The organism is Stenotrophomonas sp. Ste96 (assembly GCF_024519495.1).
Lineage (GTDB): Bacteria > Pseudomonadota > Gammaproteobacteria > Xanthomonadales > Xanthomonadaceae > Stenotrophomonas > Stenotrophomonas bentonitica_A.
Window position 1 is genome coordinate 130,473 of record NZ_JALJRX010000004.1, and the last position, 20,141, is coordinate 150,613.

Below are 20,141 nucleotides of genomic sequence, written 5' to 3' on the forward strand. Positions count from 1 at the left end.
AAGTACGTCCATGTAAGCTCGTATGCCGCCATCCATGGCGGCATACGGTCCCGCCAACCCACCCCTGCCCACCCTTTCACAGTGTGTCGGTGTGCAAGGGAAAGGCGATGCCGGGCAGGCACGACATCGCACCGGCGAGGCTGATGTTGACCGGAATTCGAAAGGCTTGAGCTGACGCGCTGGTCTCAGGCGTTGAAGCAGTTGAAACAGTTGAAACAGTTGAAACAGTTGAAGCATTCACAACGGTCGTATCGGCCAGTGCGGTCGAGATGATCGGTGTGATCGGAACGGTCCAGGCGGTCACGGCAATCGGGGCGTTCGACGTAGTCGGCACGGTCAAAAGTGTCGAGGCGGCCGAACTGCTCGAGCTGGTCCTAACCGCAGATACCTCGTTCGATCTCCCTTTGCTCTGCTCTGGTTTGCGTTGCAGTGCACTGCACTGCACTCCCACGGCCACCAACCAACTGTCGAAGGGCGGGGGTGTGTGGGTTGGCGGGACCGTTGTGCCGCATGGATGCGGCTCACGAGCCCCCATGGATGGGTTTACGGCGCGTCCCGCGAACCCACACACCCCCGACCAGGCCACGGACAGTCGGCACTGACGCTTTTGAGAGGGCAGAGGGAAACCAACAAAAAACCCGCTGCAAAGGCAGCGGGTTCTTCAAACGCTTGATGCTGGCACTACGTCGCTGAAGCAAGCTCAATCAGAACTTGTAGTTCACGCCCAGCATGTAGGTGCGGCCCCACTCCACGTACTCCAGCGGGCGATCCTTGGTGCCGGCATAGGTCCGATACGGCTCGTTGGTCAGGTTGCTTCCCTGCAGCAGCAGCGTCAGCCCATGCAGGCTGCTGCTGTCGGCGAAGGTGTAGCTGACCTGCGCATCCGTCACGTTCTCGCCGACCACGTATCGCAGGGTGCGGTTGCCGTTGAAATTGCCGATCTCGCCGATGAAGTCCGAGCGACGGCGCTGGCTCACGCGTGCCTCGAACCCACTGCGCTCGTAGTACGCGGTGAAGTTGTACACGCGCTCGGACAGGCCCGGCAGGCTGATCGGATCGCTGCCCACGCTGGAGGCGCTTTCCGGGTCCAGGATCTTGATGTCGCTGTCGTTGAACGTCGCACTGGCCTGCACGCCGAAGCCGCGCAGGCTCTCGGTCAGCATCTCCAGCGGGAACGAGGCGGTCAGCTCCAGGCCCTTCAGCTTGCCACCCTGGCCGTTCTGCGGGGCCGAGAAGGTGCCGGTCGGCAGCACCGGCACGATCATGCCCGGCTGCGGTACGTAGCTGGCCAGCAGGTCGCTGAAGTCGTAGTCATCGCGCGACTGCGTATAGACGTAGGACTTCAGGTCCTTGAAGAACACCGCGGCGGCCACGTAGGCCTTCTCGCCGAAGTACTTTTCGTACGAGAGGTCGATGGCGTTGGCGCGCCATGGATCCAGCAGCGGGTTGCCACCGCTGCCGCCGGGCTTGCCGGTGGCGGTGTCCACGCCGAACTCCAGGCCGGCACGCATCTGGTCCACGCGCGGGCGTGCCACCTGCTTGGCCACGGCGAAGCGCAGCGTCTGCTGGTGCGGGAACATGAAGGCCAGGTTCAAGCTGGGCAGCCAATCGGTATAGGTCTTGCCGTCATCGATCGGCAGGATGTTCTGGCCGTCCGGACGTGAGCGGTCGAAGTAGTTGGACTGCGAGCTCTGGTCGGTACGCACCATCTGTACGCCGATGTTGCCGCGCAGGCCCACCTCGCCCAGGTCCGTGTTGATGTTGGCGCGGATCCAGGCGGTGCTGGTCTTTTCCTGCACCGTCCAGGCCTTGGGAATCAGATAGTCCAGGTTGGTGACCGGGTTGAACACCATGTAGCGGTCCACCGCGGCCGGGACGTTCCAGGCGGGGATGTAGCCGATACCGGCGAAGCCCAGATTGACCGGCGCGTACTGCAGGTCACTGGCGATGTTGGCATCGCCCTGGTCGCCCAGCAGGATGTTGCCCTCGGCCTGGGTCTTGTCCTTGCGGCGGTCGGCGTAGTTCACGCCCACGTCCACATCGGAGAACCACGGCAGCGAATCGGGCATCGCAAAGGTGGCCTGCAGGCGGGCGCCCTTCAGGCGGTCTTCGACCATCGGCACCTTGCCGTAGCCGGAGCCGTAGATGGTGTTGGTCAGGAACAGCGCGTCCGGGTTGGAATAGTCCAGGCCCGGGCTGATCTGTGAGAAACCGTCCGGTTTGACCACCACGCCGACCGAATCCAGCTGCGGCATCGGCGTGAGCTGCAGGTTGTTTTCCAGATTCAGTTCGTTGCGCGTGGCCTTGGAGTAGTTCACATCGGCGAGAACCTTGACCCGCTCGAAGTTGAACTCGTTGTTCCAGCCGAACGCGTCGATCTTGTCCTTGCGCTTGTTGTACATGCCGCGCACCAGCGGGTACACGCCGGTCGCCACGCCACCGGCGAAGGTACCGTCGGCGTTGATCTGCGGGTTGGTGATCAGCAGGCCCGGGGTATAGCCGCCGTTGTAGTTGCTGAGGTTGACCTCGAACTGGTTGGCAGTGTCGATCTGCTCGGCTTCGGTGTGGAAGGCATCCAGCGTGCTGGTCCACACGTTCGACGGACGGAACTGCACGGTGGCCATCACGCCGTCGCGCTCGTTGTTGCCGGTGCGGCGCAGGGCCTTGATGCCATCGGAGAACACGGTGCCCGGCGCCAGGCCGGGGCGGTTGCCCTGGTCGGTCTGCTCGGTGGTCCATGGCTCGTACAGGCCGACCTGGTTTTCCTGGATGGGCATGTCGCTGTGCGCGTAGCCGATCGAGATGCCCAGGGTGTTGTCCAGGAACTGGTCGATGTAGCTGGCGCTGAAACGATTGCCGTACGGGTCGACGTTGGCGGCCTTGCCCAGCGAGCTCTTCTGGTAGCGGCCGCTGATGGCGATCACGCGCTCGGCGAAGCTCAACGGACGCACGGTCTGCATGTCGATGGTGCCCGACAGGCCCTGGCCGACCAGGGCGGCGTCCGGGGTCTTGTAGACAGTCACGCCGTTGACCAGTTCCGAGGGGTACTGGTCGAACTCGACGCTGCGGTTGTCGCCGGTGCTGACCACTTCGCGGCCGTTGAGCAGGGTGGTGGCGAAATCCGGCGACAGGCCGCGCACGCTGATGACCTGGGCGCGGCCGGCCACGCGCTGGGCGGCCAGGCCGGGCAGGCGGCCCAGCGATTCGGCGATGCTCACGTCAGGCAGTTTGCCGATGTCCTCGGCCGAGATCGCTTCGACCACCGAGGTGGCGTCCTGCTTGATCGCGATCGCGTTCTCGATGCCACGGCGGATACCGGTGACCTGGACGGTGTCCAGGTTGGTTGCCGTATTTCCGGTCGGTGGGGTGGTGGTACTGGATTCGGCGGTCTGCGCCGACGCCATCAACGGCGTCAGGGCGACGGCCAGCGCGAGACTCAGCGCGCTGCGCTTGCGGTTCAACATTTTCCCCTCCCAGGCAATGTTGCCAATCGATTTTGTGGTTGCCCGGAGGACCCGGGAGCGTCACGGCGCGGTGGCCGTTGACTGCGTGGCTATGGTAGGCAGCGCGCCTGCCGCGGGAATCACCCTGCATACGTATTCAATGACGTTTGCCGTGTTGGAAGCGATTACAGGTGCGTTGGCGCATGCGCGCCACCGCGCCACCGCGCCACGGTTTGCCGTGCAAACGTCATGGGCCTGCGTCGAGACCTCTGATCAGGTCTACAGCGGGGTAAAGCGGATCGCCTGGCCGCCGCCCGGCGCAAGCACCAGCGTCAGCGCGTCGGCGCTGGTGACCTCGCGGGTCTCGCGCACGAAAGCGAAGGGGTTGCTGCGGAAATCGGCGCCGTCCCCATCGCGATAGATTTCCGCCCGGTAACGTACGCCCGGCTCCAGGAAGCCCAGCGGGATGGGCAGCACGCGGCCATGTTCGTCGGTGATGCTGCCCAGGAACCAGTCGCGGCTGTGGCGGTCCCTGCGCACGATGGTCACGAAGTCGCCCACCTCGCCGTTGAGCACGCGGGTGTCCTCCCAGTCCACCGCCACATCTTCGATGAAGCGGAAGGCCTCACGGTGCTGCTCATAGTGCTCGGGCAGGTCGGCGGCCATCTGGATCGGGCTGTAGATCGTCACGTACAGGGCGAGCTGGCGCGCCAGCGTGCTGGGGATCGCCTGGCCGCCACGGCCCTTCAGGCTGAGGATGCCGGGGGTGTAATCCATCGGCCCGGACAGCATCCGGGTGAACACCAGGTTGACCTCGTGCTCAGGCGGATTCGGCGGCTGTCCCCAGGCGTTGTACTCCATCCCACGTGCACCTTCGCGGGTGATCCAGTTCGGGTAGGTGCGGCGCAGGCCGGTGTCCTTGATCGGCTCGTGCGGGTTCACCGCGATATGCCGTCTGGCCGCCTCCTGCACCACCTTGAGGTGATGGCGGGCCATGAACTGGCCATCGTGCCACTCGCGCCACAGTGGCCCACCCGCCGGGTTGCGCCGATCCACCTGGCCGTCATCGCACACATAGCCGCTCTTGAACGAGTCCACGCCCAGCCGCGCGTAGAGATCCAGCGCCGCGCCGAGCTGATCCTCGTAGTGTTCGATGGCGCAGCCGGTTTCATGGTGGCCGATCAGGTGTACGCCCTTCGTCGCGCCGTAGGTCGACAGCGCCTCGATGTCGAAGTCCGCAGTGGGCCGGGTGAAATCGAATGCGTAGCCGTTGCCGACCCAGTCGCCGTTCCAGCCAGGGTTCCAGCCTTCCACCAGCACGCCGCGGAAGCCATGCCGGGCAGCGAAGTCGATCACGCGTTGGGTCTTGGCCGTGGTGGCAGCATGTCGCGGGCCGGTGGCCCAGCTTTCCTTGTCCAGATGCATCGACCACCACACACCCAGGTACTTGGAGGGCTTCACCCAGCTCACGTCACCCAGCACATTGGGTTCGTTGAGGTTGAGGATCAGGCTGGATTCGACCAGCCCGCCGGCGGTGTCGCTGATCTGCAGCGTGCGCCACGGCGTATCGAAGGGCAGGCTGCGCCGCACTTTCCAGCCTTCGGCCGAGGGTGACAGCTGCGCCCGCAGGCGCTGGCCTTCGGTGCGGCGCAGCCACATGCCGGCGTAGTCCACCAGGGCCGCTTCATGGATGGAGACATGCAGTCCATCGCGGCTGCGCAGCGTCATCGGCGTGTGCGCAAGCGGCACCTGGTCCAGCGGCGTACGCTGGTAAAGATATTCGTAGTGGATCGGCTCGCCGGCCGGAATCCACCAGGCGGTGGCGGTCGGTGCGATCGCGAACTCGGTCAGCTCATCATCGATGATCGCCTCGCGCATCCCCGGCTGCTGCGGGAAGCGATAGCGAAAGCCCAGGCCGTCGTCGTAGACCCGGAACACCACATCGATGCGCCGCTTGGTGCCGCTGCGCTCGACCAGCTGCACCACCACTTCGTTGAAGTGGTTGCGGGTCAGCCGGCGCTCGCCCCAGGGCTGCTCCCAGGTCTCATCGACGCTGCGCGACTGCTGGCCGACCACGGCAAGGTCGCGGTCCAGGCGGCCATCGCGCAGTTGGAAGCCGAGCTTGGAGTTGTCCACCACCGTTTCGCCGAAACGGTCCACCCGGTAGCTGGGGTTGCCACCATCCAGTTGCAGCGACACGCGCAGTACCTTGCCGGGCGACTCGACACTGGCGACAGTGACCGGCTGGGCGAAGGCGGTGGCGCTGAATGCGCAGAGGATCCAGCCCAGCAGGGGCAGGCGACGACGTGCGAAATGCCCGTTTGTTGGATGCGACAGTGACGGCATTTCCCCTCCCAAGGCGGCCGAAAACACCCCCGGACTATAGCGAGGCGGTCACGATTGCCGACCGCCCTGGTCATGAATACGTATGCAGCTCGATGCAGGCTGCGGCGTGCCGTCTACCATGGGCCCAAGGCACCCTGGGAGGGGGCCGCGAGCGCATTGCCGCGAGGCGGTGCGGACCTACAACGCGAGCAAAGGGGAGGGAGGCAACAGGCGCGAGCCGGTTCGCCACTTCGATGCTGAAGATGATCTGCCTGACCGTTGCCCTCGGGGCAGCGATGGGGTCCACCGCACGTGCGGCCGACCTGGACTTCGATGGCCGCCATGCGCGTGCCGAGACCGCCGTTGAAGGTGGCTACCGTCTGCACGCACCGCAGGGCGAGGTGCGCGTCAACGCGCAGCCGATGCGCAGCGAAACCGGCAGTGTGCTGTTCGATGCGCTGTTCGGGCTGGCCCAGCAGGAGATGGATGCCGACCGCGTGGAGGCGATCCGCGACCCGGCCTTCAATCACGGTAAGCCCGTGGACTGCGAGTGCTTCCAGACCGGGGAGCGCTGGCCCTATGTGTGGACCCGCGATGTGAGCTTCGCCGCGGATCTGGCGCTGTCGCGTCTGGATCCGGTACGCACGCGCCAGTCGCTGCAGTTCAAGCTGTCCACCGCACGCGATGGGCATACGCCAGGCCTGTTCGTCGCCCAGGACACCGGCTCCGGTGGCAGCTGGCCGATCAGCAGCGACCGCGTGGTGTGGTTCCTGGCCGCACGCGGGCTGCTGGATGACGCGGCCTTTGCCGACCAGGTCTGGCAGGCACTGCAGGCCACCCTGGCGCAGGATCGTGCAGCGGTGTTCGATGCACGGATCGGCCTGTATCGCGGCGAGACTTCGTTCCTGGATTGGCGTGAGCAGACCTACCCGGACTGGACCCGCGAAGACGTGCGCTTCATCGGCGAGTCCTTCGCGCTGTCCACCAACGTGCTCCATTACCAGGCCCTGCGGCTGGCCGGGCAGCTGGCGCGCCAGCACGGCGATGCGCGGGCTGCCACGTACGGTCAATGGGCCGACGCGCTGGCCCGCCAGATCGACGCGCGCTTCTGGCGCGAGGATGACGGGCAGTACATGAGCTACATCGGTGAAGCCGCGCACCCGGTGCCGTATGCCAAGTACGACCTGCTCGCGCTCTCGCTGGGCGTGCTGGCCGATGTGTTTCCGGCCGATCGCGCGCGGCGTGCCCTGTCGAACTACCCGGCCGTGGCCGGTGGCAGTCCGGTCGTCTGGCCGCAGGAAGCCCAACAGCCGATTTACCACAACCGCGGCATCTGGCCCTTCGTCAGCGCGTACTCGCTGCGCGCGGCGCGCCGGCTGGACGATGCCCCGCGCATCGCCATGGAGATCGAGTCGCTGATGCGCGGCACTGCGCTGGCCGGTTCCAACATGGAGAACTACGAGATGCGCACGCTGGCGGTGCATGTCGATGAAGGTGCCCTCAGCGGCCCGGTGGTCAATTCGCCACGCCAGCTGTGGTCGGTGGCCGGCTATCTCTCGATGGTGCTGGAAGGTGTGTTCGGCGTGGAGGACGACGGTCGTATCGCGCCGAAGCTGCCGGTGTCGCTGGTGCCGACGCTGTTCGGTGCGCAGGACCGCATCCGCCTGGACGATGGCGAACAGCGATACGTGCTGGTGCGACCGAAGCAGCTTGCCGGCGAGCTGTTGGTGGCGGGTGATATCCAGCGCGACGGCACGACCACGACGGTGCAGCTGGTGCCATTGCATGCCACGGGCGCGACGCCATCACCGGCCATCCTGCGTCCCTCGGTGGTGTTCGCCCCGGCCACCCCCGCCGCGCCGGTGCCGCGTGAAACGACGGCAGGCTGGAAGATCACGGTGCCTGCCGGGCACGTGCTGTGGCGCGACGGCCAGCAAGTAGTGCCCGCGCAGGGTGTCGCCACGCTGGTCAAGGACGGTGCCAGCCACTGCCTGAGCCTGACCCGCCGTGCAGGCGCGCTGGAATCGCTGCACAGCCCGATGACCTGCATCGGCCCGCAGCAGGTGCTGGCCGGCGACACGCAGTGGCAGTGGACCGCACCGACCGCCGGCCGCTGGCGTGCACGGCTGCGTTACAACAACCCCAACGGCCCGATCAACACCGGCGTGACCGCAGCGGTGAAGACGCTGGTGCTGCAGTGTGCGGGCCAGCCCGAGCAGCGCCGCCCCATCGTGATGCCGCACAGCGTGGGCGAACAGGATTCAACAGCCGTAGAGTTCGAGACGCCGGCAGGGGCCTGCCGCATCTCGCTGGAGGAGGGCTTCAACATGAGCGCGCTGACCCACTTCGCGCAGTACAACGGCGGCAAGGGCGGCAGCGCGGGCGTGCTCAACCAGGCGCGCGTATCCGCACTGACCCTGATGCCGGTGGCGGCCTCGACGGAGCCGCGCCGATGAGCCGTTCGCCCAAGCCGACGCTGTCGTTCTGGCAGATCTGGAACATGTGCTTCGGCTTCCTCGGCATCCAGTTCGGCTTCGCGCTGCAGAACGCGAATGCCAGCCGCATCTTCGAGACGCTCGGCGCCCCGATGGATGCGGTGCCCGGGCTGTGGATCGCCGCGCCACTGACCGGCCTGCTGGTGCAGCCGGTGATCGGCTACCTGTCCGACCGCACCTGGACGCGCTGGGGCCGCCGTCGCCCGTTCTTCATGATCGGTGCGGTACTGACCACGCTCGCCCTGCTGGTGATGCCGAATTCGCCGACGCTGTGGATTGCGGCCGGCACGCTCTGGGTGCTGGATGCTTCGATCAACGTATCGATGGAGCCGTTCCGCGCGTTCGTCGGCGATCAGCTGGCCCCGCGGCAGCGGCCGACCGGCTTTGCGATGCAGAGCTTCTTCATCGGCATCGGCGCCATCGTCGCCAGCTTCCTGCCTTTCATCCTGGCCCACTTCGGCGTGGCCAATACGGCCGCAGCGGGGCAGGTGCCCGATACCGTGCGCTACGCGTTCTACTTCGGCGCGGCTGTGTTGCTGGCGGCGATCACCTGGACGGTGGTCAGCACCCGGGAGTACTCGCCTGCCGAACTGGCCCGCTTCGACGATGCCGAGCCGGCCGCCGTGCACCACAGTGCGCGCGTGGCCGGACCGCCACCCTGGGCGCAGATCGGTGGCTGGGTGGCGGCCGGTCTCGTGCTTGCCGCCGCCATCGCGTCGCAGCAGGGTGACCGCATGCTGTATGTGCTCGCCGGCTTTTGCGTCGCCTATGGCGTGCTGCTCGGTGTGGCGCGCTGCGTGCCCGGCGCGAACATGCTGGCCACCATCGTCGACGACCTGCGTGCGATGCCACGCACCATGCGTCGCCTGGCGTGGGTGCAGTTCTTCTCGTGGTTCGCGCTGTTCGCGATGTGGATATACACCACGGCCGCCGTCGCCGGTACGCACTTCGGCTCGACCGATACCGCCTCGGCCGCCTACAACGAAGGTGCCAACTGGGTTGGCGTGCTGTTCGGTGCCTACAACGGCTTCGCCGCACTGGCGGCCTTGCTGATCCCGTTGATGGTGCGCGCACTGGGCCTGCGCTGGAGTCACCTGGTCAACCTGTGGCTGGGCGGCCTGGGGCTGATCTCGATGCTGTTCATCCGAGATCCGCACTGGCTGCTGCTGTCCATGGTCGGCGTCGGCTTCGCCTGGGCCTCGATCCTGTCGCTGCCGTATGCGCTGCTGTCCGACAGCGTGCCGGCGGCCAAGATGGGGATCTACATGGGCCTGTTCAATTTCTTCATCGTGATCCCGCAGCTGGTCGCGGCCAGTGCGCTCGGCTTCCTGCTGCGCACGTGGCTGGGCGGTGACCCGATGCACGTGCTCGCACTTGGGGGCGGTAGCCTGCTGCTGGCCGGCCTGTGCGTGCTGTATGTGCCATCCCAACAGGAGCGTGTCTGATGTCCCGGTATTCGTCGTTGTCGCTGGCCCTTTCATTCGTGCTGTCCGCCAGTCCCGCCCTGGCCGTCGAGCGCCCGGACTATGTCGGCACGCGTGAGCCGTTCGCCAGCCAGGCGGTCTACTTCGTGGTCACCGACCGCTTCGTCAATGGCGACCCGTCCAACGATCACCGCGACCAGGGCGGTGCACACCCCACCTTCGACATCCCGGTGCCGTGCCCGGACAAGGTGGACGGCAACATCGGCTATCTGGGCGGTGACTTCAAGGGGGTGCTCGACAACGCCGCGTACATCCGCAATCTGGGCTTCGGCGCGGTGTGGATCACCCCGATCATCGACAACCCGGACCAGGCCTTCACCGGCAGCAAGCCGATCAGCTGCACCAGCACGCTGACCGACCGCGGCAAGACCGGCTACCACGGCTACTGGGGCGTCAACTTCTACACGCTCGACGAACATCTGCCGAGCAAGGACCTGGACTTCGCCGATTTCACCCGTGGCCTGCACGCGGCCGATCTGAAGGTGGTGCTGGATATCGTGGGCAACCATGGCTCGCCCGCGTGGACGATGCCGGTGGCGCAGCTGCAGTTCGGGCAGATCTTCGACAAGGACGGCCGGCTGATCGCCGACCATCAGAACCTCCCGCCGCAGCAGCTGGACCCGGTCCACAACCCGTTGCACGCGTTCTACAACAACATCGGCCCGGTGGACGGGAAGAGCGGCTCGATCTTCGATGGCAACCTGGCCGAACTCTCCGATTTCAACGAGCACAATCCGGCGGTGATGGACTACCTGGTGGGCGCGTACCTGCAGTGGACCGCGCAGGGCGTGGATGCGTTGCGCATCGACACCATCGGCTGGCTGCCACACCCGTGGTGGCATGCCTTCGTCAACCGCATCCGCGCGGAGCATCCGGGCATGTTCATGTTCGGCGAAGCGTTCGACTACGACGCCAGCAAGATCGCCGAGCACACCTGGCCGGCCAATGCGAACGTCTCCGTGCTGGACTTCCCGCTGCGTGGCGCACTGTCGTCCGTGTTCGGCAAAGAACAGAAGGGCTTTGAGACGCTGGCCGAACCGCTGCACCTGCTCCATGGGCCATATGCGAATCCGTACGAGCTGATGAGCTTCTACGACAACCACGACATGGCGCGCTTGGACGCAACCGATGCCGGGTTCATCGACGCCCACAACTGGCTGTTCACCGCGCGTGGCATCCCGGTGATCTACTACGGCTCGGAAACCGGCTTCATGCGCAGCCGCGCCGAGCATGCCGGCAACCGTGCCTACTTCGGCCAGAAGCGCGTCGATGAGGCGCCGAAGAGCCCGATCTACGCGCCGCTGCAACGCATCGCCAAACTGCGTGAGGCCACCCCCGCCCTGCAGCGCGGGCTGCAGGTCAACGAGCGCCTGCACGGCGATGAAGCGGTGTTCTTCCGCGTGCTGCAGCAGGGCGATACCGCCCAGACCGCGCTGGTCCTGCTCAACAAGGGTGACACCGCCCGCACCCTTGAGGTCCGCCGCTATCTACAGGCCGGTACCTGGCGCGACGCACTGGGCGGTGCCAGCCAGACGGTGAAGGGGTCGCTGACTGCCGAGGTACCCGCACACGGCGTGCGCGTGTTCGTGCTGGATGCACCGGTCGACCAGACGGCGCTGCAGCAGCAGTTGAAGGCAGCGGTCGACGACCAGCGTGCGCGCACGAAGCGCCTGGCGAAGTAGCCGGGCGATGCCCAGTCTGCCGTTTGCGGTGGGCCGGGCCTTACAATCGGGCTCGCGACCGCGCAGTGCGGTCTTCCCGAGTAAGGTGTCCATGTCACGCCTGTCCCTGCGCCACGCAACGTCCGGCGACGCCGAGCGCCTGTTCCATCTGATGCAGTTCTACTACTTCGAGGCCTCGGCCTGGAGCGGGGAAGAGGTACGTCCCGACGGCCTGTTCGACTGTGACCGGCGCGACGTCGAGGCCTCGCTGCGCGATGACCCGCAGTGGGCACGGCTGCTGTTCGTCGACGAAGCACTCGCCGGCTTCGTGCTGGTGGACCGGGTGGAACGGGACGGGCACCACTATCCCGAACTGGCCGACCTCTTCGTGCTCCCCAAGTACCGGCGGCAAGGCCTGGCCGCTTATGTGGTCAGCACACTGCTGCGCCCCGGCGAGGGGCAATGGCTGCTCGCAGTGTTCCGCGGCGATCTGGCGGCGCATGCCTACTGGCTGCGGGCCCTGCCGCGGCTCGGTCTCCCGCATGTCGCGCTGGCCGAGGAAGACCCGACGTTCCACCTCTACCTCGTCGGCGATCCGGCCAGCCCGTAGTGCCGGCCGCTGGCCGGCTCCCGGCACCCCCGGCGGTACACTAGCGGCCCCACCCCTACCCCCGCATTCCATGAACGACGCTGCCCCCCAGACCCCGATCGAAACGCTGCTCAAGACGGCAATGGACGGCCAGCTGCCGATCGGCCTGTTCATGAAGGCCTTCGTGGCGTCCGAGGTGGTGCTGCTCACCGGCAGCCTGGTGACCCCGGACGGCAGCGGTTTCGACCCGCTGCTGTTCGACAAGCAGGGCGTGCTGCACGTGTCCGTGTTCACCGATATGAGCCGGGTCGGTTTCCACAGCCAGCAGGCCCCGCACACCCTCCGCATGCTGATGCTGGACGTGCTCAAGCGCGTTCCCGGCGGCTACGGCGTGGTGATCAATCCCGGCACGCCGCTGGGATTTGAGATCTCGCCATCGGGCGTCGGCGAAATCCTGAAGGACTTCGCCAACGGCCCACGCTGACGCTGCGTTCTACTGCAGCGTCACCTTGCGCCGGTTGTCCGAGGAGACCCGATCGATCAGCTTGTTGTAGGGATCGAAGCCCGCTTCATCCGGCTTGCCGTCCACCGTCACGGTGATCGACGGGTTGGCCTCGGAGACGTGGTGGCGCTGCAGGTACAGCACCTTCTGGTCGCGCTCCTTGCCCGACGCAGCGTTGGCGAACACGCCGAGCTCGATCCAGTCGTCCATGGCGCCAGCGGTCTCCTTGCCGTCACCGTCGGCATAGCGCTTTTCGGCATGCAGCTTCAGCGTGACGTCGTACTTGCCGTCCGCCCGCTTGCGCGCGGTCGCGGCCAGCACGCGGTTGTCGTAGAAGCTGATCTTCTCGAACAGATCGGTCACCAGTTGCTGGCGGTCGGCCGGCGTCTCCGCCCGGATGTAGCCCAGCAGTTCGGTCGAGGTGGTGTAGGGCGGTTGCTGGAAGCCCTTGTCCTGCAGGAAACGCTTGAGCGCACGGTTGAGTGCGGCCTCGCCGATCTCTTCGCGCAGGCGGTAGAACGCCAGTGAGCCCTTTTCGTAGTGGATGTACTGCTGGTTCTCCACCCGTGCCAGCGGCAGCTCCTCGATGCCCTCGCTGCCACGCCCGGACAGGTAACCATCCAGTTCCGTCTTCAGGAACTGGCGCATCTGCTGCCGCCCGTACTCCTTCTCCATCACCATCAGCGCCGAGTACTGGGAAAGCGATTCGGACAACATCGTCGCGCCCTGCACGTTGGCACCGATCACCTGGTGCGCCCACCACTGGTGCGCGACCTCGTGGGCGGTCACGTAGAACACGTAGTCCACCTTGTCACGATTGCGCAGGTCGGCGATGAAGCCGATCGATTCAGAGTAGGGGATGGTGTTGGCGAACGACTGGGCGAAACGCGCGTAGCCCGGGAACTCGATGATGCGCACCTGCCGGTGCTGGTACGGCGTGAAGTTGGCCTCGTAATACGCCAGCGACTTCTGAACCGCCTCGATCATGCGGTCCACGTTGTAGCCGTGCCGCGCATCGTAGTACACCTCGATCGGGATGCCCTTGTATGCCGCGCGCTTCACTTCCCAACGCGCCGAGAGGTAGGCATAGAAGTTGAGCATCGGCCGGTCCATGGCGTAGCTGAAGCAGCGCCGCCCGTTGACGGTCGCTTCGTGCTGCAGGTAGCCCGGCGCCAGCGCGATCTGGTCCGGTGCGGTGCAGATCGTGCTGCGGAAGGCCAGCCAGTCGGCATCGTCGGTCACGTAGTTGTTCGCGCGGGCGGCCTGGTCCTCCAGCCTAGGCATGCGGCTCGGCTCGCCGAGGCCGCGCTTGCGGCGTTCGTTGCGGTCGGTGATCTGCACGCCCTGGTTGTACCCGAACGAGGGCAGCAGCCGGCTGTTGAAGAAACTGCCGTTCTCCACCAGGTCGGTGGGCGCCTGATCGGAGGTGATGCCGGTCGGATGCTGGTTGACGCGGAAGTGGATGCGGCGTTCCTCCCCTGGCTGCAGCGGGGCGGTCAGCTGGTAGATGCGATAGCCCAGCTCGGCGTCATGCATCGCCAGCGTCTGGCCGCCCAGGTCGACCGCGGTCAGCTGCTTGTCGTCGTTCATCGCCACGTGCAGCTGCGCGATGGGGGTGGTGTGGGTGTTGCGCACCGTCCAGTACGCATCGATCACCACCGACTGGGTTTCCGGGTGCAGGTCGATCCGGTTGTCCACCGCGACGATGCGCGGTTGCGGCAGGTCGCGGTAGCGCGACAGTTCACGCTCGTAGCGGGCCTGCAGGTCCAGCTGCTGGTCCGGTGAGAGGAATTCGTTGCGGATGTTGGTGCTCCAGTACAGCCAGCCGCCCAGCCCGATGAAGGCCAGCGTTGCGACGGCGGCGCCCAGCCCGGCCGGGCCGCGCAGGCGACGGCCCGCCAGCACCAGGCGCTGGCGCAGGCTGGTGCCGACACCACGGACCCAGAACGCCGAGGCGACACACAGCAGCGCCAGCAGGAACAGCGCCCAGTAGCCCTGGAAAGCCAGTTGCCCCGGCAGGAAATGGCCGTAGCCGTTCATGTTCGAGTACGGCGCGATCGGCCAGCTGCCGAAGTTGTACAGGTTCTGGGTGTAGTCGAGCATGCCCAGCACCGCCTGGCCGATCATCACCACGATCAGCAGCGCGTAGCCGATGAACTTGTTGTTGGTCAGTACCTGCAGCACCAGCGCCAGGCCGCCCATCAACAGGTAGACGACCGAGTCCAGTGCCAGGGTCTTGAGATACACCAGTGGCTCGATCTGCGTGTAGCCCTTGCTCAGCTGTACCGCGATCGCGGCCAGCGCACCGATCGCCTGGAAGCAGGCGATCACCGCCACCAGCGTGGCGAACTTGGCCAGCAGCGGGACCCAGTTGGGGACGGGCATCGCATCGGTGACTTCATTGATCCGGGCCGCGCGCTCTTTCCAGACCAGTTCGCCGGCGAAGAACAGCACGATGATGATCAGCAGCCAGCTGTAGGCGCCCTGCAGGGCGGTCAGCATCTCCGAGGTGACCGGCCAGATCGGCGTGCCGTACAGGGTCTGGCGGAACAGCGCGCCGGGCAGGAAGTTGCACAGCCCCAGTATCAGCAGCACCAGGAACGGCACGCTGCGCAGCACGCCGCTGGTGTCGAAGCGGACCTGGTGCAGGAATTGCCTCCACGCGGTGCCGGCGCCGTGGCCCGGCACCACGCGGGGCACTACGACCTGGCTCGGCCGCTGTGCGGGCGCGGTCGTCACGAGGGCGCTCTTGCGTCCCCAGCGACGTCCGGCGCTGCCGCTGCGTTCGGTGCGGAACAAGGCGAACGTGGCGGCGTACAGTACGGCCGCCACGCCCAGCCACAGCGCGCGGTTGGCCAGCAGCTGACCGGCCACGGCGGGCAGGCCGCTGTTGCGCTCGGCCACCGACCAGTAGCGGATGGTCCGTGACAGCGCGCGCAGGCCGAGCGGCTCGCTCAACACGGCCACCCAGGTGTTGTCGATGTCGCTGAGCAGGGCGGCGCTGACGCCGTACAGCACGAAGTAACCGATCACGCCGATGTAGACCCACAGGATCGAGCGCGTGGTGGCCGCGAGCAACGCCAGCAGCGCCGTGGTGAAGACCAGGTTCGGGATCACGATCACCCCGAAGGCCCACACATAGCTGTACAGCGAGACCGGGCCCATGCGGGCCGGATCCACCCAGGGCATGAACGGCCCCAGCGCCAGGCCCAGGGCGATGATCACGTAGACCAGCAGCCCGCTGACCAGGGCCGCACCGATGCGCCCGGCCAGATAGTCGCGGCGTTTGATCGGGCTGGCGAAGATCAGCTCGGCGGTGCCCAGATCGAAGTCGCGCAGCAACGCGTTGCTGACAAACAGCGTGGAGACCAGTATGCCCAGCAGGGTAAACATGCCCAGCACCGTGGCGATCACGATGGGTGCATTGCTGTGCACGTTGCCGGTGCCACCGCCGATCTGTATCGCGTCGGTGGACGCGGCACCGAAGGCCATCAGCGCGAACAGGCCCGCCAGCAGCCACAGCAGCGGGGAACGGAGCTGCTCGCGCAGCTCGAAGCGGAAGAAGGCAGCGATCATCGGCGGGCTCCGGTCAGGCGGCCCGCGACTGCAGGCGCAGTCGCTGGAAATAGACGTCTTCCAGATCGGGAGCAACGGCGGCGAAGCCGTCGCCGGGGTCGGTCGCGCTGTGCACGTGGATCACCGGCCTGCCACCGACCAGGCGGGTGGACAGCACCACATGGTTGGCTTCGTAGGCGGGCAGTTCGGCAACGTCCACCTGCTTGCGCCAGACCTGGTGCTGCAGCGCGTCGATCGCATCGCTGGGCTTGCCGGTCAGCAGCACCTGCCCCTTGTTCATGATGGCCATGCTCGGGCACAGGTCGGTGACATCCTCGACGATGTGCGTGGACAGGATCACCGCCACGTTCTCGCCGATCGCGGCAAGCAGGTTGAGGAAGCGGTTGCGCTCTTCCGGGTCGAGCCCGGCGGTAGGTTCATCGACGATCACCAGGCGTGGGTCGCCGAGCAGCGCCTGGGCGATGCCGAAGCGCTGGCGCATGCCGCCGGAGTACGTGCCCAGCTTGCGCTTGCGCGCTCCCCACAGATTGACCTGCTGCAGCAGCGCGTCCACCACTTCGCGGCGCTGGGCCTTGTGGGTGAGGCCCTTGAGCACTGCGAAATGCTCAAGCAGATCCAGTGCGCTGACCTTCGGGTACACGCCGAAGTCCTGCGGCAGATACCCCAGCCGCCGGCGCACCGCATCCTTGTCACGCAGCACATCAATGCTCGCCTCGCCCGGAATCGACAACGTGGCGGTGCCGCTGTCCGCTTCCTGCAGCGTGGCCAGGGTGCGCATCAGCGAGGACTTGCCGGCGCCGTTCGGGCCGAGCAGCCCGAACATGCCGCGGGGAATATCGAGGGTGACACCGGCAAGGGCGTGGACCCCATTGGCGTACGTCTTGGACAGCGCGCGGATCTCAAGCATGCGGACAGCTTCCCCTGGGCGATGGATCGGTTATCCGCCCTATTCAGATAGCCTGCATCCGCCGTAAGTCATGGGTGCTTCCGGCCGGACGCCCGCCAACGGGCCGCCAGCCACGACAGCGCCACGCAGGCTGCGCCAGCCAGCAGCCACCCGGTCGCCGCGCTGCCCGCGGCGTGCTCGATCGCGCGCCACCATGCCGGGCCGAACAGCGAAACCAACGCCAGCACCGCGACCGCCAGCACCCCCAGCAGGGCCCGGGAGACCCAGCGTTCGATCCCGGCGTCATGCCGGGCGATGTGCGCGGCGACATCGCGGGCGAAGCGCATCGGCGGCCCGCTCTGCGGCGCAGAGGCGATCGCCTGGGCAATACGCAGGTAATCGGGGGCGTCCGGTCCGGCGCGTTGGCCGCTCAGCGCCGCGCGCAGCCCGCGTTCCTGGGCGTGCCATTCGTCGGGGTCGATCCGGGAATCGTCTGTGCTGCTCATGCGGGCACTCCAATGCGGGATTCGAGCAGTTCGCGCAGCCGCTTGCGGCTGCGGAACAGGTGGCTCTTGATGGTGCCTTCGGCCAGGTCGGTGAGGGTGGCGATCTCGGCGATGGAGATCTCTTCCAGATGATAGAGCGTGAGCAGGGTGCGCTGCAGGGGCGGCAGGGCGTCGATCGCCGCATGCAGGTGCGCGTTGATGTCCTGCTCGCTGGTACGTGCTTCCAGATCGATGCCATCGCCGATCTGTTCGATCAATGCGGTGCCGTCCTCGCCCATGGTGTTCTCCACCAGCGGGATGCGTCGCCGTTCCAGGTGCCGCTTGGCAATCGAATAGGCAACCTGCGCGACCCACGATTTCAGTGCGCTCTCGCCGCGGTATTGATGCAACGTCTGATGGATGCGCAGGAAGGCTTCCTGACACAGCTCGCGGGTGTCGTCGGGGTGGCGGACCATGCGATCGACCACGCGCCAGCAAAGGCCTTGATACTCCCGCACCAGCTGCTCGAACGCCCCGGGCTGGCGCGACAGAATGGCGTCGACCAGTTTCCGGTCGGCATCGAGACAGTCGGCAGGAGGGGGCGGCGACGTGCGCATGTTCCATAGAGATACGTCGAGTGCCTCTCCGGTTGCAACCGTGTTCCGTGCAACCAATCCCGCCGTGGCCGTATCTCAGTGGACAAGCCCCTCCTCAACGGAACGAACGCACCATGGATTACAACCTGATTCTGCCCGTCGTCCTGATCCTCGGCATCGTGTATGCCATCAAGAGCGTGGTCGATGGCCACACGCGCCGCCGTATCGTCGAAGCCCGCGGCTCGGAAGAGCTGGTGCGTTCGCTGCTGGCCGGCGATACCACCAAGCGCCGGCTGGCCGCGCTGCATTGGGGCTGCGTGATGTTGACCCTGGCCCTGGCCTTCGGGCTGGTCGATCTGCTCGGCATCGACCGGGTCACGCCGGGTGCGATCGCGCTGCTGCTCGGGGCGACCGGTCTGGGCAACGTGGTGTACTTCGTGCTGGATCGCCGCTTGAAGTAAGCCAGCGTACGGCCCCCCGACCGATCGCCCGCCGGTTGTCCGCCGCGGCCTGACCGTCGGTATCCGGCGCAGGCCGCGGATGCGGCCGCCCACCCCAGCCGGCAGGTCCGCTGTCGGCTGCTCTGCAACAGGACCCTCGAATGAAACGCATCCTGGCACTCTGTGCCGGCCTTGCCGTGGCCGTGCTGTCTCCGGTCGGCGCCGCCACGCCGCTCGATTTCGCCCCGCTGTCCGCCCTCATCGAACAGACCAAGGCCGCGACCGGCTTGCCGTCCGGTACCGCCGTCGTGGTGGTGAAGGACGGCAAAGTGATCCATGAGGGCTACTACGGTTTGGCGGACATTGCCGCCGGTACGCCGGTCACGGCCGACACCGTCTTCTACATCGCCTCGGCGACCAAGCCGTTCTTCGCGCTGAACGCCCTGCAGAGGGAGGCCGCCGGTGAGCTCGACATGGCGATGTCGCTCCAGCAGATGTTTCCGCAGATGCGCCTGGAAGGTATCGATGCCGAGGCGGTCATCGTGCGTGATCTGCTCACCCATACCGCAGGCGTGGACAACCCCGCCTTGGTCTGGGCCACTGCTTTCAGCGGCGTGCATGACGCTGCCTCGCGGCTGGCGCTGGTGGGCGCGACCCGGCGCGACCCGGACGCGCCCCACGGCACCTTCGGCTACACCAATCTCGGCTACAACCTGCTGAGTATCTGGATGGACCAGCACGACGCGCTGCCGTGGCAGGACCAGTTGCAGCGCGCGGTGTTCGATCCGCTGGGCATGCGCCATACCAGCACCCGGATCAGCCGTGCCCAAACGGCGGGCTGGCCCCTGGCCAAGCCGTACTCACTGGGCAGCGCGCAACCGACCACGGCCCTGTATCTGCGCAAAGCGGACGGGACGATGCAGGCGGCCGGTGGCATGGTCGCCAGCGCACCGGACCTGGCCCGGTTCCTGATTGCGCAGTTCCCGTGCGCGGGCACCCCGGCCTTCGCACCGCAGGTGATCAGCCGTTCGCAGCAGCGGCAGGTCGCGCTGAGCGCGCGCTATCTGGACTTTGCGCGCGATGGTTATGCCTGGGGCTGGTACACCGGGCAGTACAAAGGCCACCGGCTGCTGCACCACTTCGGCGGATTCGCCGGCTTCCACGCGCACCTGTCCTTCATGCCTGATCAGAACATCGCACTGGTGGTGCTCAACAACGAGGACCTGCTGGGCGCACCGCTGACCAATCTCATCGCCGATCACGTGTATGGCGTGCTGCTCCATGAGCAGGGGATCGCAGCGAGCTCCGCCGCCCGCTTCCTGGCCCTGCAGGCAACGGCGGCCCAGGCGCAGCGGAACATGGCGCGTCAGCGCCAGGCGATCCAGGCACGCCCGTGGCTGCGAACGTTGCCGCGCGATGGCTACGTGGGCAGATACGTGCACCCGCTGCTCGGCGAGATGAACGTCGAAGCGGCCGGTGACCAGGCACTGCGGCTGCGTTGGGGGCAGCTGGACGCGGTGGCCACCGCGGGCGAACACCTTGACCAGGTCCGGGTCGAGTTCGTCCCCAACAGCGGCAACTGGCTGACCTTCCACGTGGCCGATGGCCAGGCGCGGTCCCTCAGCTTCGAGAGCCTGAGCTTCCAGCGGGTGCCCTGAA

14 protein-coding genes are annotated in these 20,141 nt (G+C 66.6%); 7 read left to right on the forward strand and 7 right to left on the reverse strand.

The window, feature by feature from the left end; genetic code table 11:
- Window positions 1–76: 76 nt before the first annotated feature.
- From OC373_RS12760 to OC373_RS12770, 3 genes are all read right to left on the reverse strand, one after another.
- Complete coding sequence (locus OC373_RS12760; RefSeq protein WP_156785749.1) at window positions 77–304, reverse strand: hypothetical protein; 228 nt, start codon at window positions 302–304, stop codon at window positions 77–79.
- Window positions 305–704: 400 nt separating this feature from the next.
- A complete protein-coding gene (locus OC373_RS12765; protein WP_261997803.1) occupies window positions 705–3,464 on the reverse strand; it encodes a TonB-dependent receptor in 2,760 nt (919 codons plus the stop codon).
- Between the two features lie 258 nt (window positions 3,465–3,722).
- Window positions 3,723–5,789, reverse strand: coding sequence for a glycoside hydrolase family 97 protein (locus tag OC373_RS12770; RefSeq protein ID WP_261997804.1), 2,067 nt, complete (start codon window positions 5,787–5,789; stop codon window positions 3,723–3,725).
- A gap of 233 nt (window positions 5,790–6,022) precedes the next feature.
- On the opposite strand from OC373_RS12770, the gene OC373_RS12775 reads away from it, so the two are divergent.
- The 5 genes from OC373_RS12775 to OC373_RS12795 all read left to right on the forward strand — a co-directional run bounded on the left by OC373_RS12775 (window position 6,023) and on the right by OC373_RS12795 (window position 12,481).
- Complete coding sequence (locus OC373_RS12775) at window positions 6,023–8,224, forward strand: Six-hairpin glycosidase-like protein (protein ID WP_261997805.1); 2,202 nt, start codon at window positions 6,023–6,025, stop codon at window positions 8,222–8,224.
- On the forward strand, window positions 8,221–9,708 hold the full coding sequence (locus OC373_RS12780) for an MFS transporter (protein ID WP_261997806.1): 1,488 nt from the start codon (window positions 8,221–8,223) through the stop codon (window positions 9,706–9,708). The genes OC373_RS12775 and OC373_RS12780 overlap by 4 nt, the downstream gene beginning before the upstream one ends.
- Window positions 9,708–11,429, forward strand: coding sequence for an alpha-amylase family glycosyl hydrolase (locus tag OC373_RS12785; RefSeq protein WP_070426816.1), 1,722 nt, complete (start codon window positions 9,708–9,710; stop codon window positions 11,427–11,429). The genes OC373_RS12780 and OC373_RS12785 overlap by 1 nt, the downstream gene beginning before the upstream one ends.
- A 91-nt stretch (window positions 11,430–11,520) precedes the next feature.
- Window positions 11,521–12,018: a GNAT family N-acetyltransferase gene (locus OC373_RS12790; protein ID WP_070426817.1), complete on the forward strand. Its 498-nt coding sequence runs from the start codon at window positions 11,521–11,523 to the stop codon at window positions 12,016–12,018.
- 70 nt (window positions 12,019–12,088) lie between these two features.
- Window positions 12,089–12,481 carry an SseB family protein gene (locus OC373_RS12795; protein WP_070426818.1) on the forward strand — a complete coding sequence of 131 codons (393 nt, stop codon included), beginning with the start codon at window positions 12,089–12,091 and terminating at the stop codon, window positions 12,479–12,481.
- 9 nt (window positions 12,482–12,490) lie between these two features.
- Here OC373_RS12795 and OC373_RS12800 read toward each other — a convergent pair whose 3' ends face one another.
- From OC373_RS12800 to OC373_RS12815, 4 genes are all read right to left on the reverse strand, one after another.
- A complete protein-coding gene (locus tag OC373_RS12800; protein ID WP_261997807.1) occupies window positions 12,491–16,075 on the reverse strand; it encodes a M1 family aminopeptidase in 3,585 nt (1,194 codons plus the stop codon).
- A gap of 13 nt (window positions 16,076–16,088) precedes the next feature.
- Window positions 16,089–16,982, reverse strand: a complete 894-nt coding sequence (locus OC373_RS12805) for an ABC transporter ATP-binding protein (RefSeq protein ID WP_070426819.1) — start codon at window positions 16,980–16,982, stop codon at window positions 16,089–16,091.
- 68 nt (window positions 16,983–17,050) lie between these two features.
- Entirely contained in the window at window positions 17,051–17,467 is a 417-nt protein-coding gene (locus OC373_RS12810; protein ID WP_070426820.1) for a hypothetical protein, read from the reverse strand.
- The gene (locus tag OC373_RS12815) at window positions 17,464–18,063 is read right to left on the reverse strand and encodes a sigma-70 family RNA polymerase sigma factor (protein ID WP_070426821.1); all 600 of its coding nucleotides are present in this window, start codon (window positions 18,061–18,063) and stop codon (window positions 17,464–17,466) included. The genes OC373_RS12810 and OC373_RS12815 overlap by 4 nt, the downstream gene beginning before the upstream one ends.
- A 113-nt stretch (window positions 18,064–18,176) precedes the next feature.
- Here OC373_RS12815 and OC373_RS12820 point away from each other — a divergent pair, with 113 nt between their 5' ends.
- Together OC373_RS12820 and OC373_RS12825 are read left to right on the forward strand one after the other, a co-directional pair.
- Window positions 18,177–18,503, forward strand: a complete 327-nt coding sequence (locus OC373_RS12820) for a hypothetical protein (RefSeq protein WP_019185699.1) — start codon at window positions 18,177–18,179, stop codon at window positions 18,501–18,503.
- 140 nt (window positions 18,504–18,643) lie between these two features.
- Window positions 18,644–20,140: a serine hydrolase domain-containing protein gene (locus OC373_RS12825; RefSeq protein ID WP_070426822.1), complete on the forward strand. Its 1,497-nt coding sequence runs from the start codon at window positions 18,644–18,646 to the stop codon at window positions 20,138–20,140.
- Window position 20,141 lies beyond the last annotated feature (1 nt).